The organism is Bradyrhizobium iriomotense (genome assembly GCF_030160715.1).
GTDB lineage: Bacteria > Pseudomonadota > Alphaproteobacteria > Rhizobiales > Xanthobacteraceae > Bradyrhizobium > Bradyrhizobium iriomotense.
Window position 1 is genome coordinate 127,421 of record NZ_BSOW01000021.1, and the last position, 14,625, is coordinate 142,045.

At 63.7% G+C, this 14,625-nt stretch carries 13 protein-coding genes and 1 pseudogene; 5 read left to right on the forward strand and 9 right to left on the reverse strand.

Features of this window, described 5'->3' with window-relative positions:
• The first annotated feature begins 30 nt into the window (after positions 1-30).
• Positions 31-1,392: a metal-dependent hydrolase family protein gene (locus QQL28_RS27940; protein ID WP_284270659.1), complete on the forward strand. Its 1,362-nt coding sequence runs from the start codon at positions 31-33 to the stop codon at positions 1,390-1,392.
• 169 nt (positions 1,393-1,561) lie between these two features.
• On the opposite strand, the gene QQL28_RS27945 is transcribed toward QQL28_RS27940, so the two are convergent.
• Together QQL28_RS27945 and QQL28_RS27950 are read right to left on the reverse strand one after the other, a co-directional pair.
• Positions 1,562-1,696 carry a hypothetical protein gene (locus QQL28_RS27945; RefSeq protein ID WP_284270660.1) on the reverse strand — a complete coding sequence of 45 codons (135 nt, stop codon included), beginning with the start codon at positions 1,694-1,696 and terminating at the stop codon, positions 1,562-1,564.
• 256 nt (positions 1,697-1,952) lie between these two features.
• Positions 1,953-2,318 (reverse strand): annotated as a pseudogene (locus tag QQL28_RS27950) (2Fe-2S iron-sulfur cluster-binding protein); the annotation flags it as partial.
• Positions 2,319-2,533: 215 nt separating this feature from the next.
• Here QQL28_RS27950 and QQL28_RS27955 point away from each other — a divergent pair.
• Positions 2,534-3,520, forward strand: coding sequence for a lysozyme family protein (locus QQL28_RS27955; protein WP_284270661.1), 987 nt, complete (start codon positions 2,534-2,536; stop codon positions 3,518-3,520).
• 1,182 nt (positions 3,521-4,702) lie between these two features.
• Complete coding sequence (locus tag QQL28_RS27960; RefSeq protein ID WP_284270662.1) at positions 4,703-5,107, forward strand: TAXI family TRAP transporter solute-binding subunit; 405 nt, start codon at positions 4,703-4,705, stop codon at positions 5,105-5,107.
• 162 nt (positions 5,108-5,269) lie between these two features.
• On the opposite strand, the gene QQL28_RS27965 is transcribed toward QQL28_RS27960, so the two are convergent.
• From QQL28_RS27965 to pgm, 4 genes are all read right to left on the reverse strand, one after another.
• A complete protein-coding gene (locus QQL28_RS27965; protein ID WP_284270663.1) occupies positions 5,270-6,250 on the reverse strand; it encodes a PDR/VanB family oxidoreductase in 981 nt (326 codons plus the stop codon).
• A gap of 7 nt (positions 6,251-6,257) precedes the next feature.
• The gene (locus QQL28_RS27970) at positions 6,258-7,010 is read right to left on the reverse strand and encodes a GntR family transcriptional regulator (protein WP_284270664.1); all 753 of its coding nucleotides are present in this window, start codon (positions 7,008-7,010) and stop codon (positions 6,258-6,260) included.
• A gap of 3 nt (positions 7,011-7,013) precedes the next feature.
• Positions 7,014-8,063: an aromatic ring-hydroxylating dioxygenase subunit alpha gene (locus tag QQL28_RS27975; protein ID WP_284270665.1), complete on the reverse strand. Its 1,050-nt coding sequence runs from the start codon at positions 8,061-8,063 to the stop codon at positions 7,014-7,016.
• A gap of 311 nt (positions 8,064-8,374) precedes the next feature.
• The gene (pgm, locus tag QQL28_RS27980; protein ID WP_284270666.1) at positions 8,375-10,021 is read right to left on the reverse strand and encodes a phosphoglucomutase (alpha-D-glucose-1,6-bisphosphate-dependent); all 1,647 of its coding nucleotides are present in this window, start codon (positions 10,019-10,021) and stop codon (positions 8,375-8,377) included.
• Between the two features lie 285 nt (positions 10,022-10,306).
• On the opposite strand from pgm, the gene QQL28_RS27985 reads away from it, so the two are divergent.
• Both QQL28_RS27985 and QQL28_RS27990 read left to right on the forward strand, forming a co-directional pair.
• Positions 10,307-10,678, forward strand: coding sequence for a c-type cytochrome (locus tag QQL28_RS27985; RefSeq protein WP_284270667.1), 372 nt, complete (start codon positions 10,307-10,309; stop codon positions 10,676-10,678).
• A 103-nt stretch (positions 10,679-10,781) separates the two neighbouring features.
• A complete protein-coding gene (locus QQL28_RS27990; protein ID WP_284270668.1) occupies positions 10,782-11,903 on the forward strand; it encodes an alpha/beta hydrolase family protein in 1,122 nt (373 codons plus the stop codon).
• Positions 11,904-11,907: 4 nt separating this feature from the next.
• Here QQL28_RS27990 and QQL28_RS27995 read toward each other — a convergent pair whose 3' ends face one another.
• The 3 genes from QQL28_RS27995 to QQL28_RS28005 form a co-directional block, all read right to left on the reverse strand.
• Positions 11,908-13,239 carry a DUF6895 family protein gene (locus QQL28_RS27995; RefSeq protein ID WP_284270670.1) on the reverse strand — a complete coding sequence of 444 codons (1,332 nt, stop codon included), beginning with the start codon at positions 13,237-13,239 and terminating at the stop codon, positions 11,908-11,910.
• A gap of 77 nt (positions 13,240-13,316) precedes the next feature.
• On the reverse strand, positions 13,317-13,658 hold the full coding sequence (locus QQL28_RS28000; protein WP_284270672.1) for a hypothetical protein: 342 nt from the start codon (positions 13,656-13,658) through the stop codon (positions 13,317-13,319).
• Between the two features lie 135 nt (positions 13,659-13,793).
• Positions 13,794-14,519 carry a response regulator transcription factor gene (locus QQL28_RS28005; protein WP_284270674.1) on the reverse strand — a complete coding sequence of 242 codons (726 nt, stop codon included), beginning with the start codon at positions 14,517-14,519 and terminating at the stop codon, positions 13,794-13,796.
• Between the last annotated feature and the right edge of the window lie 106 nt (positions 14,520-14,625).

Sequence of the window (14,625 nt, forward strand, 5' to 3'; positions counted from 1 at the left end):
CCATAAAATTCCGTCAGGAGGGCCAGCCGAATGAACTCAATCTCCCGAAAGATTTTCGTCGCCACGCTTCCCCTTGTGGCCGTCGCGCTTGCGTCGGCCGCTCGCGCGCAAGGCAGTCCGCCAGCGAATGCTGGCGCGACGTTGTTCCAGAATGTGCGCATCTTCGACGGCAAGGGCGCTTCACTCTCCGCACCGTCCAATGTGCTGATCAAAGGCAATCTCATCGAGCGCATCTCGACGACGCCTATCGATGCCGAGCCCGGCATGACCGTGATCGGAGGCGGCGGGCGAACGCTGATGCCTGGACTTATCGATATGCATTGGCACGCGATGATGGTGCGTGCAACGGCCGCGCAGCTCTTGTCCAACGACATCGGCTACAGCACGCTCGCGGCAGGCGCCGAGGCAACCGCAACGCTCATGCGTGGCTTTACGAGCGTTCGAGACATGGGTGGACCTGTCTTCGCCCTCAAGCGAGCCATCGACGACGACCTGCTGCCAGGTCCCAGGATCTACCCATCAGGTGCCGTCATCACGATTAGCGGCGGCCACGGAGATTTCCGAGAGCTCAGTGACCTCCCCAGGACCACCGGCGGGACGCTGAGCCGTGTCGAGCAGCTGGGGGCAAGCGCCATTGCCGACAGTCCGGATGAGGTTCGAAAGCGGGCGCGCGAACAACTCATGCAGGGAGCATCACAGATCAAGTTGACAGCCGGCGGCGGCGTCGCCTCACCGTTCAGCCCGCTAGAGGTCACCACTTTTACGGAGGCCGAATTGCGTGCCGCGGTCGAAGTGGCAACGGATTGGGGTACTTACGTCGCCACGCATGCTTACACGCCGAGTGCAATTCAGCGCTCGATCGCAGCTGGGGTAAAGGTCATTGAACACGGGCACTTGATGGATGAGGCGACTGCGCGGCTTATCGCTGAGAAAGGTATCTGGCTCAGCATGCAGCCCTTCATCGATCTTGGCGGCGCGAAGGTTCTCCCCGCCGCTCAGCAGCGGCAGATGATGCAAGTAGTGAGGGGTACCGACGCCGTATACGGCTACGTGAAGAAATATAAGATCAAGACCGCTTTCGGCACCGATATCATTTTTTCGAGCGCTTTAGCTGAGCGTCAGGGCCAAGGAATCGTGGATCTGACACGTTGGTTCACGCCTGCCGAAGCACTCGCTATGGCGACTTCGGCAAACGGCGAACTGCTCGCCTTGTCAGACTTGCGAAACCCTTATCCCGGCAAACTGGGCGTCGTCGAACAAGGTGCCCTGGCTGATCTCTTGATCGTCGACGGCAATCCCCTGGAAAACATAAACCTCATTGCTGATCCTGCGAACAAGTTTCTGATCATCATGAAGGACGGCATTGTCTACAAAAATGCCATTCCCAAGTGATTGATCGGCAGGTCTGCTTCTGGCCCATCGCGGCGATTGGGAGATGTCTGCTATTCCGCCGCGGTCAGCGGATGAACAGACACGCGCCCCAAAAAGTGCGCGAATGACCCGACTCGGACGTCGGACTGCGCGCCAAGCTCGAAGGCTATGTTCCGACTGTATGACTCGCTCAACCAGACTTCATGTCTTCGTCCAGCACCAGCAGCACCCAGGCCAGAAGCAGAAGCATCGCGGCAATAACGGGGTGCCCCCCGAACACGAAGGCCACCCCAAAGATTGCAATGATGAGTCCAACCAGTGTCACCCGGCTACGTCCAAGTAGCATTCGTTCGCACACTGCACGAGGAGGAAGACTATCGGGATGAAGGGAGTCTAATCAACAGAACCACAGATCGCCATCGGGTGATGACGAGTGCGAGGAAGCGGCTTACGCGATGTGGGCGTGCCCCATAGCTAATGTCAGTTGTTGGCCCAAGGCCGACATGCAGCCATGTCGGCTTCAAGGTCACCTCACAAGTGCAACGCGGACGCGGCGAATTTAGGAGTCCACGCCCGTTTCGTCAGATCGCATCCGTCCGGTGCAACGTGTCCACCGTGATGGTGCCGCGCGCGAGGGAGACGCAGGCGCAGATCTTCTGGTTCTCCTGCTTCTGATGGTCGCTGAAGAAGACGTCGCGGTGATCGATCTCGCCCCGGACATCGACGACGTCGATCGCGCACAGACCGCATTCGCCGCGCTTGCAGTCGTACATCACCTCGTGGCCGGCGGCGTTGAGCACGTCCAGCATCGAGCGTTCGCGCGGGATCTCGAATTCGACATCCGAGCCCATCAGGCGCACGCGAAACGCTTCCGCCGGCAGCGAGCCGCTGGAGCCGAAGGTCTCATAGCGCAGATCGGAGAGCGGGCGTCCTGCGCCCGAGTGGCGGGTTACTCGATGACTTCATCCGCGAGTGCAAGCCCCGTGGGCGGGATGCCGATGCCAAGAGGCTTGGCAGTCGCGAGCGGCCACAAGGATGTCGCATTTTGGCAACAACTCCAGCAAATATGAGCCCTTCCAAATCTTGTCCACAAAAACGGCATCGCCTTGGACTACGGGAACATCTGCGTACGTTCGGGGACCGTGCCGCGGAGTTGGGGGCCATGAAAGCCTTGCAGGCCACCTGCATCTTGGGTGCCATAACATTCACGGGGATCGTCCATCAGGTTGGCGGAAACACGCCAGGCGCGACCGTGCCGGACGCAATGCCGAAAACGGCTATGAGCGCCGAGACGCCCGGTGAGCCTGCGCTCTCCGCCGCCGTGCCAGAGGCATCTGCCGCGGGTTCCGGACCGTCGTTGATGGCCCAAGCCGAAATCGGCGACGATTCTTTCGAGGCAAAATGGATGGCCTTGAACCACCATGATGTCGCCCAACCGATGCCGACAACGCACGATGCGCCCGATGCTGCCCCCAACCCGGCACCAGTGACGCAGGATTTCCGGTATCTCATCTATTACGTCTGGTCCGAAGTGCCGCCTGCCGAGAAGCCGGCGGCTATCGTTTTAAGTTCACTCAAGGACACCCCGGTCGGAACGCCGGTCGAGGAGATCAAGCGCGCTTCCGACGCTTTCGGTCTGGACTTCAGTTTCATGAAGGCGGTTGCCAAGATCGAGTCCGGGTTCGACCCCAAGCAACGCACCGGGTCGTATATCGGCCTGTTCCAACTGAGCGAATACGAGTTCAACAAATTCGGCTCCGGGCAGATTCGCAATCCCCGCGATAATGCGGTTGCGGCGGCCTACAAGGTCATTACCGAAGGCATTCTGTTCGAGTGGGTGACGCACAAGAAGCCGTCCTTGAGCGACCTTTACTTGATCCATCAACAAGGTTGGGAAGGCGCCGCCGAGCACATCAGCCAACCTGATCGCATCGCTTGGAAATCCATGTGTGCCACCAGCGAAGGCAAGGAAAAAGGCGAAAAATGGTGCAAACGCGCGATCTGGCGGAATACTCTCCCGGCCGTCAAACACGCGTGGAAATCGGTCGATAAGCTGACATCGGGGGCGTTCGTCGGAATGTGGCGCGACCGGGTTGCTGATTTCTCTTCGAAATACATGGCCACCGCCACCGCGGGAGCGAACCAGTAAATTTCCGTTGAGTGGTTGGCAGGAGGAGTTGCCCCCGATACTCATCCAACGACGTGATAGCCCTCACGACCGCGGAAGTGCCATATCGCGCGTGGTGCGAACGGTGTCGCAACGTTTGCGTCGCCGTTCTTCATTTACAATCGCAAGCGCCTAATTGAGCTCGCCTCGCAGTACCGGTTGCCATCAATCCGGGAGGCAACGGCTTGTGTCAGGGATGGAGGTCTCCCGTCGTATGGACCAAGTTTCGCCGATATGTACCGAAGATCAGCCGGCTACGTTGCAAGGCTTCTCAATGGTGCAAAAACCTCGGACCTTCACCGTGGCGCTGGGTCTTTTGGGTAGACCGGACGTGGTCGCGGTCATGGCCAATCGACGAGAATGCCCCAATGCCGACGCTGGGATGACACGTAGCAGTCGATAGATTGCGTGAGCTTCGCGTGAGATCGACTGCGTGCCCGCGCGGCGGGGGCATCGACACGTGGAGTCGTCGATTGGCGATCGTTGGCGTCAGGCCGTTATTTGGTCGGAATTGGAAGTCAACGTCTCTGATAATTTATCTCGGTCCGCACATCGGCCACTGATTTTATTTCGCGCTCGGCAACGGTCGAGGACGACAGTTTCAAAACCATCCGTCGATCGCGTGAGCAGGCTGGCTCAAAAATGAGCCAACTGGAAAGCGCACCGGCAAGGACGGCAAACAATTGTGTAACCGGAGTAATTTCAATGAAACGATGGGCAATTGTAGCCTTTTTAAGTGTTGGCCTTGTTGGAGGGTCATTCGCTCGCCCGCTGGATCCTCCCGGCACCGTTTACATCGATGGGGTGCCGTGCAACCGCCCGTGCCAGTCCTATATGGCGTGGAGCCGGCAGACGCTTAAGGCGAGCCAAGCTTCTGCCAGGGGGGCCGCATCCGTCGACAAGGCGTCGACGGGAGCTCCCCGCAAACGCATTTCGAAGCGCGTTGAGCCGACCTCGGTCGATGCGCAGTCTCGGAAGAAGACCCGTGATTTTCGGGCCTCGCTCGCTGCGGCTCCGAACCCGCCGCCGCCTCCAAGGCCGAGAAGCCCTCCGGCGTGGCTCATCACAACTCCAGAGCCTCCGCCTCTTCCCGAAACCGGAAATGCTCCGCCTACGGTGGAGACCAGCAGTCCTCCCAAAGAGAGGTCTCCTCAGGAGTTGATCGTGGCTGCGTTAGCGATCGCCGAGCAAATCACGAACGCCGAAACGCCGAAGGCGCCGGGTAATGATCGCGCGGATGAGACCAAGGCTGGCGACGTAAATGCCTCGATACCTTTGGTCGCGCTCCTGCTCTCCCGACCGGATGTAAAATCCGTCGCCGCGCTCAAGGGCCAAAATGTTGCCATCGACAAGGCTCAGTCCGCGGTTGAACAGGACATCCGCGCCGCATTGGAGGCCGTCGGTGCTACGGACGCTCAGCTGTCGGTTGGCGACCGCGCCTCGCTAGACCGACTTATCAGCGGAGACGTACAGGCCGCAGTAGTGAAACTAGTATCCCCCGACGCGGCAGATGCATTCCCTGAAATTAATGGCTTCAAGGTTCTCCGCGTTCCCCTCTTTGCTCATTGACGGCGTGCGCATTACAACGGAGCCGTCGCGACCATCCCCGAAAACGGGATCGTCGGTATCGGCTGTTGGCCCAAGGCCGACCTTGCGGCCATGTCGGCCGCAAGGTCGCCTTCCAAGAGCAAAGGGGACGCGACGAATTGATGAATCCACGCCGTGGTTTGGTCAGATCGCATCCGCCCGGTGCAGCGTATCCACCGTGATGGTACCCCTCGCGCGGGAGACGCAGGCGCAGATCTTCTGGTTCTCCTGCTTCTGATGGTCGCTGAAGAAGACGTCGCGGTGATCGATCTCGCCCTGGACATCGACGACGTCGATCGCGCACAGACCGCATTCGCCGCGCTTGCAATCGTACATCACCTCGTGGCCGGCGGCGTTGAGCACGTCCAGCATCGAGCGTTCGCGGGGGATCTCGAATTCGACATCCGAGCCCTTCAGGCGCACGCGAAACGCTTCGGTCGGCAGCGAGCCGCTGGAGCCGAAGGTCTCATAGCGCAGATCGGGGAGCGGACGTCCTGCACCAAGCCAGGCATGGCGTGCGGCGTCCAGCATGCGCATGGGACCGCAGAACAGCGCGAGCGCGTCCGGCGGCAATGAGGCGAACAGCGCGTCGAGATCGAGCCGCCCTCCCTCGTCGCTGGCGTGGACGACCAAACGGTCGCCCAGCAGCGCGGCGAGGTGATCGAGATAGGCCGCGTCACGGCGCGAGCGCACCGCATAATGCAGCGTCACGCCGGCGTCGCGCCGGACCAGCGCCTGCGCGGCGCCGACGATCGGCGTGATGCCGATGCCGCCGGCGACCAGGCAATAGTGCTTGCGGCTCCAATCGACCGCCAGAAGCGACGAAGGCAGCGTGACGTCGAGCCGCGCGCCCGGTGCGAGCTGCCACATGTAGCGCGAGCCGCCGCGGGAATCCTCGGCACGGCGAACGGCGATCCTGAAGCCGCTGGGATCGGCCTCGCCGACCAGCGAATAGGACCGCGTCTCCGGCTGGCCATTGATGGTCACGGCCACGTTGATGTGGCTGCCGACCGGATAGGCGGCACCGTCGAATTGATCCGGCAGAATCAGGAATTCGCGGATGCTGGGCGAAAGATCGCGCGTCTCGACCAGCGTCGCCGGAGTCCAGGTTTCGATGAATCGCATGGAGGCCCTATTCGGTTGCGGACTTGATCAGCGCAAGCGCCGGCAGCAGGTCCAGATGCGTTCGGTTGCGCAGCGCAAGCCGCAGATTGCGCACGGCGAGCCGTGCATGTTCCCGCATGATGGCTTCAGCGCGCCCGCCTTCCCGGTTCTCGATCGCGTCGATCACGACGCGATGATGCTCCTGCCCGATGATCAGGATCTGCTGCGCCTCGGGCAGCGCCGATTGCGCCATCACGAAGCCGCTTGGCGAAGCGAACGGCAGCGCGGAGGCGCGGTCGATCTGCCGGATCAAGGGCGGGCTGCGCGACAATTCCGTGAGCAGCGCATGAAAACGCGCATTCAGCGCGACATAGGACGAGAAGGCGTCGACCGAGATCGGCATTTGGCGCAACAGCTCATCGATCGCGGCATGGCACTCTTTCAGCGGCTCCAGCTCGCGCGCGGAAACGCCGCGCTCGGCGGCGAAGCGTGCGGCGAGCCCCTCCAGCGTGCCGCGCAGCTCGATGGAATCGAGGATGTCGCGCTCGGAGAAGGCCTTCACCATGAAGCCGCCGGAGGGGATCGCCTCCAGCAGGCCCTCCTCTTCCAGCCGCACCAGCGCCATGCGCACCGGCGTGCGCGAAGCGCCCGTGGTCTCGACCGCCTGGAGCTCGGAGATGCGCTCGCCCGGACGCAAAGACCCCGACAGGATCTGGTCGCGCAGCGCGAGCTGCGCCTTCACGGTCTGCGAGACGGAGCGGTCGACCTCGCGCTCGGCCATGACCTACTCCGCGGCCTGGAGATGTTGCGGCTGGGTTTCCTTCGCGACCATCTTGTCAATGAGCCGCCGCGACCACATCGCACCGGCATCGATGTTGAGGTTGTAGAAGACGCGATCGGGGTTCTCATCCATCGCGCGCTGCTGTGCTTCGAGGATCTCCTCGTCCTCGCGGAAGATGCCGGAGACGCCCTCGCGGATTTCGGTCGTGATGCGCTGGTCGCCGAGCCGATAATTGCGGGCGAAGGCCCAGAAGTAGTGGCAGGTCTTCTCGGTCTCGGGCGTGATGGTGTTGAGCACGAAGCCGTTGACGCCCTGCGAGCGGTCGCCTTCCGGCGCGCCGGTGCCGGCCGGCGCCACGCCGACATCGATGGCGACGGTGCATGGGGCTTCAAAGCGGATGATCTGCCAGCGGTCGACGAGGCCGGGCTTGCCGAGCTGCTTGGCCCAGAACGGCGGCGGCTCGATATCCCGCATCCAGCGCGTCACCGTGACCGTCTTCTCGCCATGGGTGACGTCGAACGGTGCTTCGGCCACCGCCTCGTTGCCGATCGAGGAGCCGTGCACGAAGGTCTCGTGCGTGAGATCCATGAGGTTGTCGACCACGAGGCGATAGTCGCACTTCACATGGATGGTCTTGCCGTCGCCGGCCCAGGCCGGATCGTCGTTCCAGTGCATGTCCGGCACCAGCGCGGGATCGGCCAGCGCGGGATCGCCCATCCAGAGCCAGATGTAGCGGTGACGTTCGACCGCGGGATAGGCGCGCACGCACGCCGACGGATTGATGGTCTCCTGCGAGGGCATGAAGGTGCAGCGGCCCTGCGCGTTGTATTTCAGGCCGTGATAGCCGCAGACGACGGTGTCGCCTTCCAGCCGTCCCTTGGAGAGCGGCACCAGGCGGTGCCAGCAGGCATCCTCGAGCGCCGTCACGCCGCCATCGGCCTTCCGGTACATCACCACATGCTTGCCGCAGATCGTCCGCGCCAGCAGCGCCTGCTTCACCTCGGCGTCCCAGGCGGCGGCGTACCAGGCATTCATCGGGAAGGGTTTTGTCACTGGTCTCTCTCCCATGGGTTTATGAATACGTTATGTATACAATATCAGCGGACGGTGAAATAATATGAGTATTTTAATACCTTCAATGGAAAAAATGTATACAGTAATGACGAGGTTGGCAGCGATCCCTGACCCGATCCAGGCGTCGTGACATTGCCATCGAGGCCCAGGAGAGCAGCGCCGTTCTCCTTTGCATGGGGTTGTTTTTCGATATTTGCGGGAGCGCGCAGGAGGGGACCTCCCGCCCGGACACCTAAGGCCCGAGCGAGGCGCGCCATCGTCGCAAGAATGGAGAGAGGCCGCTCGCCGAGCTACGCCCCGAACACCTTCCTCAGCCCCGCCTGGGCCTCCTGCTGGATGCGGTGCAGGTGGTCGGTGCTGCGAAAACTCTCCGCGTAAATCTTGTATACATCCTCGGTGCCCGAGGGCCGCGCAGCGAACCAGCCGAAATCGGTCTCGACCTTGATGCCGCCGAAAGGCTGGCCGTTGCCCGGCGCCTTGCTCAGGGTCGTGCGGACGGGGTCGCCGGCAAGGTCCTTCAGGCCGAGCTGCTCCGGGGTTACCGACTTCAGCACATTCTTCTGGGCCGCGGTCGCTGCGACGTCGATCCGCTCATAATGGGGCACGCCGAGCTCGGCGGTGAGGTCGGCAAACAGCTGGCTCGGGTCGCGGCCGGTCTTGGCCAGGATTTCGGCCGCGAGCAGGCCGAGGATGATGCCGTCCTTGTCGGTGGTCCACACCGTGCCGTCGCGTTTGAGGAACGAGGCCCCTGCACTCTCCTCGCCGCCGAAGCCGAACGAGCCGGTGACGAGGCCATCGACGAACCATTTGAAGCCGACGGGGGTCTCGACCAGCTTGCGGCCAAGCTTCTTGGCGACGCGATCGATCACCGAGCTCGAGACCACGGTCTTGCCGATCGCGGCGTCCCTGCCCCAGTGCGGCCGGTGCGCGAAGAGATAGGCGATCGCGGTCGCAAGATAGTGGTTGGGATTCATCAATCCGCCGGTCGGCGTGACGATGCCGTGGCGATCCGCATCGGTGTCGTTGGCAAAGGCGACGTCAAAGCGATCCTTCATCCGGATCAGGCTCGCCATGGCGTAGGGCGAGGAGCAGTCCATGCGAATCTTGCCGTCCCAGTCCACCGTCATGAAACGGAAGGTCGGATCGATCGCCTCGTTCACCACCGTCGCCTTCAGGCCGTAGCGCTCGATGATCGGATGCCAGTAATGCACGGCGGCGCCGCCGAGCGGATCGATGCCGATGTTAACGCCGGCCGATTTGACGAGCGCGAGATCGACGACGTTGCCGAGATCGGCGACGTAGGGCGTGACGAAATCGAACGCATGGACGGAAGATGATTTGCGCGCCTTCGCGTAGTCCATGCGCGCGACGCCCTTCAGCCCATCGGCGAGCAAGGCATTGGCGCGCTTCTCGACGACGCCCGTGACGTCGGTGTCGGCGGGACCGCCATGCGGCGGATTGTATTTGTAGCCGCCGTCCTCCGGCGGATTATGCGACGGTGTGATGACGACGCCGTCGGCGAGGCCACTCGTCCGCCCCTTGTTATAGGACAGGATCGCGTGCGAGATCACCGGCGTCGGCGTGTAGCCGCCGGCCTGGTCGACCATGACGTCGACGCCGTTGGCGGCGAACACTTCGATGGCGCTGACGAGCGCGGGCTCGGCCAGCGCGTGGGTGTCGATGCCGATGAACAGGGGACCGGTCAGCCCCTTCTCGCGCCGGTAGTCGCAGATCGCCTGCGTCGTGGCGAGGATATGGCCCTCGTTGAACGAATTCTTCAGCGAGGTGCCGCGATGGCCTGACGTCCCGAATGCCACCCGCTGGGCCGGATCAGCCGGATCCGGCCTGTTGGCGAAATAGGCCGTGACAAGCCGCGGAATATTGGCGAGCGCATTCGGCGCAACCGGCTTACCCGCCGCGGGATCGACTTCTGCCACTGCAACTCCTCGTAACCTTCAAACGACAGCCTCGAACACCATACCATCGGTCAGGCTGCCGCCAAGCCGATTGCCGGACCGACGATCAACCGACAACGCCCATCCACCACGGGACGATCCATCGGAAATGGTCGATAGGCGATCTCGTACTTTGGTGCCGGATGTCGGTTGATGCAGGACAAAGACGCTGCCGCGCCGCATCGGCAGGCTGCTTCCCGTTCGATGACTGAAGTGCGGGGAAATGCAGGAGTTTCACCGGCGGGTCCCAAGGGGAGCAAATTCGAGATGATTGGACGTCAGATTTTTGCGCTCATATTGGCGAGCCTCGCCTCGTCGGCTCTCGCCGCGGAGGGCAATCCGGCCGCCGGCAAGACCGTTTTCGAGCGAACCTGTGCCAACTGCCACGCCAGCGTGATCGGGGTGAACAAGGTCGGCCCAAGTCTTTGGAATGTCGTCGGCCGCAAGCCCGCTTCCGTCCCCGACTTCGCCTATTCGGAAGCGATGAAGGCCAACAAGGAGGCCTGGACACTTGGGGCGCTGGACGCCTACCTCGCCGATCCCCGTGGCGATGTGCACGGCGTCAAGATGTTCTTCAAGGGGCTGCCGGACCCGACTGACCGCAGCAACGTCATCGCCTATCTTCAGACGCTGAAGTGAGCGATTGAGGCTAGCTAATGGCCCGCACATCCGGTGAACGCCCGTTCGCCGGATCGCGCGGCTCTGCTATGGTCTCGTGCGGTCACGGAGAATCATCCCGCCTATGGACCTCGCGCGCCGGCTCGTGCCCGTGCTCTGCTTGCTCGCCATCGCGGGCGTAGCAACTCACGCGAATGCTGCCGAGTTCTACACCGAGGATCTCCGCATCCCGATGGCGGCGGCAGGACCGCAGGGGCTGGAGGCCTTCCTGGTGCGGCCCGCCGCGTCCAAGCGCTATCCGCTGGCCTTGCTCAGCCACGGCACGCCGCGGGACTTCGACGACCGCGCGACCATGTCGGCGCACAAATATTATGCCATTGCGCTGGAATTCGCCCGGCGCGGATTTGCCGCGCTGATCGTGCTGCGGCGCGGCTATGGCACTTCGCCCGGCGACCGGGTCGACAGCCTTGGCCCCTGCGCCCGCGCCGCCTATCTGCCGGCCACCGCGGTTGCGGTCGCCGACCTGCGCGCGGCGGTCGATGCGATGGCGCGACGAAGCGACGTCACCACGGCCGGCATGATCGCCGTCGGCCATTCCGCGGGCGGCCTTGCCACCGTGGCCCTGAGCGCGCAGGCCCCGCCGGGGCTCGTCGCCGCGATCAACTTTGCCGGCGGCCGGGGCTCGTCCAGCGACAATTTCGTCTGCAATGCGGATGACCTCGTGCAGGCCTTCGCGACCTTCGGCAAGACCTCGCGCGTGCCGATGCTGTGGGTCTATGCCGCCAACGACCTGTTCTTCGCACCCGTGCTCGCGCATCGCTTCTACGACGCGTTCCGCAGTGGTGGCGGCAATGCCAAGTTCATCGATGCGCCCGCCTATGGCGATGACGGCCACTATCTCTATTCCACCGTGACGCGGCCGCTCTGGACACCGCTGGTCGACGCATTTTTGCGCGAGCGCGGGCTGGGCAGCCGCGAGACGTCGAGCCCGCCGGATCCGCTGCCGGCGCCCGGGCGGCTCTCAGGCTCGGGCAAGGACGAGTTTTCGCGTTATCTCGCCAGCATCAATCCGCACAAGGCGTTCGCGGTCGCGTCCAAAGGCGCCTTCGGCTGGCGTTCCGGCCGCGCCACGACCGACGACGCGCAGCGCGATGCGCTCGCGGCTTGCGGCAAATGGGCGACCGATTGCAGCCTCTATGCCGTCGACGACCACCTCGCCGGCAGCCAGGCGGCATCCGCGCGCTGACGCCTCAGCGTCCGCCGACGAGCGCACCGAGCCGCGCCAAAAATTCGGCGGCCTGGGCGCAGAGCGTCGTGTTGGCCATGCCGTGGGTGACGGCGAGGCGGAGCAGATCAGCCATCTCGGCGGCATCGCTCCTGCGGCTCGCCTGCATCAGTGCGACGTCGAGCAGGAAGGGCGCGAGCGCGGCCTGCTCGCTCGCCACGAGGCGTTCGAACACCTGCTCCCAATGCGCGCCGGTCTTCGGAATGCGCGCGTAGAGATCTGCCGCAACCGTGTTTGGATAGCACGAGCTTGGAATCGCGAACGGCGAGGCCATGCCCGCCTTGAGCGCAACCGCGCACAGCATGCCCATGACATAGGCCGTGTGATAGGACGTCGCGAGCGCGCATTTGGTCTTGTCCTGTCCGCTCAGGCGCAGAAGCTGGCTCGCCGCCGACCGCCCCGCCGGCAGGAAGCCGACCTTGTCCTCGAGCGAGGCCACGACGCGGAAGCCGAACGCGGCGGCAGGGCTCCAGGCGGACGAGAGCAGCGGCCAGGCCATCAGCGCTTCGGCCGCAAGGTCATAGTCCTCGACCACCAGCGCGCGGGCGAGCACGGCCGCCGATTCATCGAGGAACTCTTCGCGCGGCCGCGGCAGCCTCATCTGCCAGTTGCCGAAATCGGTGAAATACATCACCGCATGGGTATGCGCGTAGGCATCCTCGCGCGTGCCGTTGAGCAGATCGATCGCGTTGCCGAGTGCGGTCTTTCGCGCGACCTGCGCGAAGTCTGGCCCGGGCGGATCGTCGAGCCACAGCGCCAGCAGCCAGCCGATCTCGAGCTCGCGATAGGGCACCACCTCATGGCCCGGCCGCGCGGACGCCGACCAGCTTTGCGCAAGCAGCGTGTCGAAGGACTCGTCGGGATGACCGAACGTGCTCAGGATGATGTGCGGCGTCGCGAGCTGGAGGCAGACCGCGGGGTAGCGCGCAACGTCCCAGTGCATCTGCCGCGAGCGGGCGTAGGGTAGGAGTTCGCCAAGCAGCGCATCGATGGCGTGGCGAATGCCGGGATGGGCGGCGTGCCGGCCTGCGATGTGGAGCAGCATGGCCGTTTCCGCGAGCGGCTTCTCTGCGGCGAAGTTGCCCTCCGGCAGGTCCGAGCCGCCAAAGCCGTCCTCGCCGAGGAACTGAACCGTGCGCGCGGCAATCCGGATCGCCAGCCGCAAACGTCGTCGCAGGTCTTGGCGAAAATCTTGGCGGAAATCTTCGCGAGAGTCTGGGCGAAAGTCCGGATCCTGCGTGAGGTCGACGTCGCGCTTGTGATCTAGCGCGACCTTGTCTTCCTGTGGGTGCTGCATATCCGCCTCCCGGTGGGTAGCCGCGGAGCTGACGCGCCACGGTGGACTCCAAAGCCGCGCTAGGGGTCAGGCTCGCGTCAGCGGCCGGTGACCTCGTTGCGGAGAACGGCCGGATCGATCTCTTCGGTCACCTCCACCTGGGGCGGAATGCAGTAGCGGATGACGCGGTGACCGATGACGAAACCGAATTCGCCGTCGCGGCCGCTGGCAAGGCTCGCACCGTTCTCGGCGACGAACTTACCGAACGCGGCGAAGTCGAACGCGCGCGATGCCAGGAATTTGCGGACGATATCTTCCTTGTCTGCAGCGTGGCTCAATGTTGCCTCCATGGGCTGGTGTGGATCGATGCCGCGGCAAGGCCTGCCGCCATCGACGCGGCAAACACTGGCCCGATCTGCCGGCCCGGTGGTGTGAGCCACCGCACATTTCAAGAACTGTTGAGGACAACCACAGCGCGGGTTCCATCGGCGCGTGCGGCCAAGCGAGCGGTCAACTGCACGGCGTCGGCTTTGGCCACCCAACGGACGGCTGGTTTTGCAGGCGCTGCGTCTTCCCTAAAGTCGCTCGCTGATCGCGAGCTTGTAGCCGACGCCGGTGACGGTTGCGATCACGGGCGTTTCGCTGCCGATCAGCTTGCGGCGCAGCCGCGCCACCAGCGCATCGACCGTGCGCACATCGACCTCGGTCTGGCGGTTGCTGACGACCTCGATGAGGTAGTCGCGGCTCAGCGGTCGGCCATCGGCGCCGACGAGGGCGGCGAGCAGATCGAACTCGGCGCGGGTGAGCGCAACCGGTTTGCTGTCGCCGTCCATCAGCTCCCGGCGCATCAGATCGATGATCCAGTCGCCGAACGCGATCGAGTTGTGGTTGCGCGCCGCCTTGCGATCGATCGAGCGCCGCCGCAGCACGCTGCGCGCACGCGCAAGCAGGTCGCGCAGGTTGATCGGCTTGGTCACGTAGTGGTCGCCGGCGATCTCGAGCCCGAGGATGCGGTCGACGTCGGTGTCGCGACGCGTGACAAAGATGATGCCGGCATTGCTGAGCGCCTGGATCTCCTTGGCGAGCGCGAAACCGTCGCCGTCGGGCAGCTGGACGTCGAGGAAGACCAGATCGGTGCGGACGCGCAGCGCCTGGCGGCATTCCGCGCAGGAGCCGGCGCCGACCACGTCGAAATTGTTCTCGCTGAAATAGCCAACCAGCATGGCGCGGGTCACCGGATCGTCCTCGACGACGACGATGCGATCCGGGCGACGCGCGTCCTGCGATACGGAGCCGGCCATGGCGTCAGCCCTTCCCTGAACGTTCGACATCATCGAAACGGTGCATGCAGCAGCCAGCCGCGCAGACGCGCTCGCAACGCAATGCGTCGCGATGTGAACCCTCGTT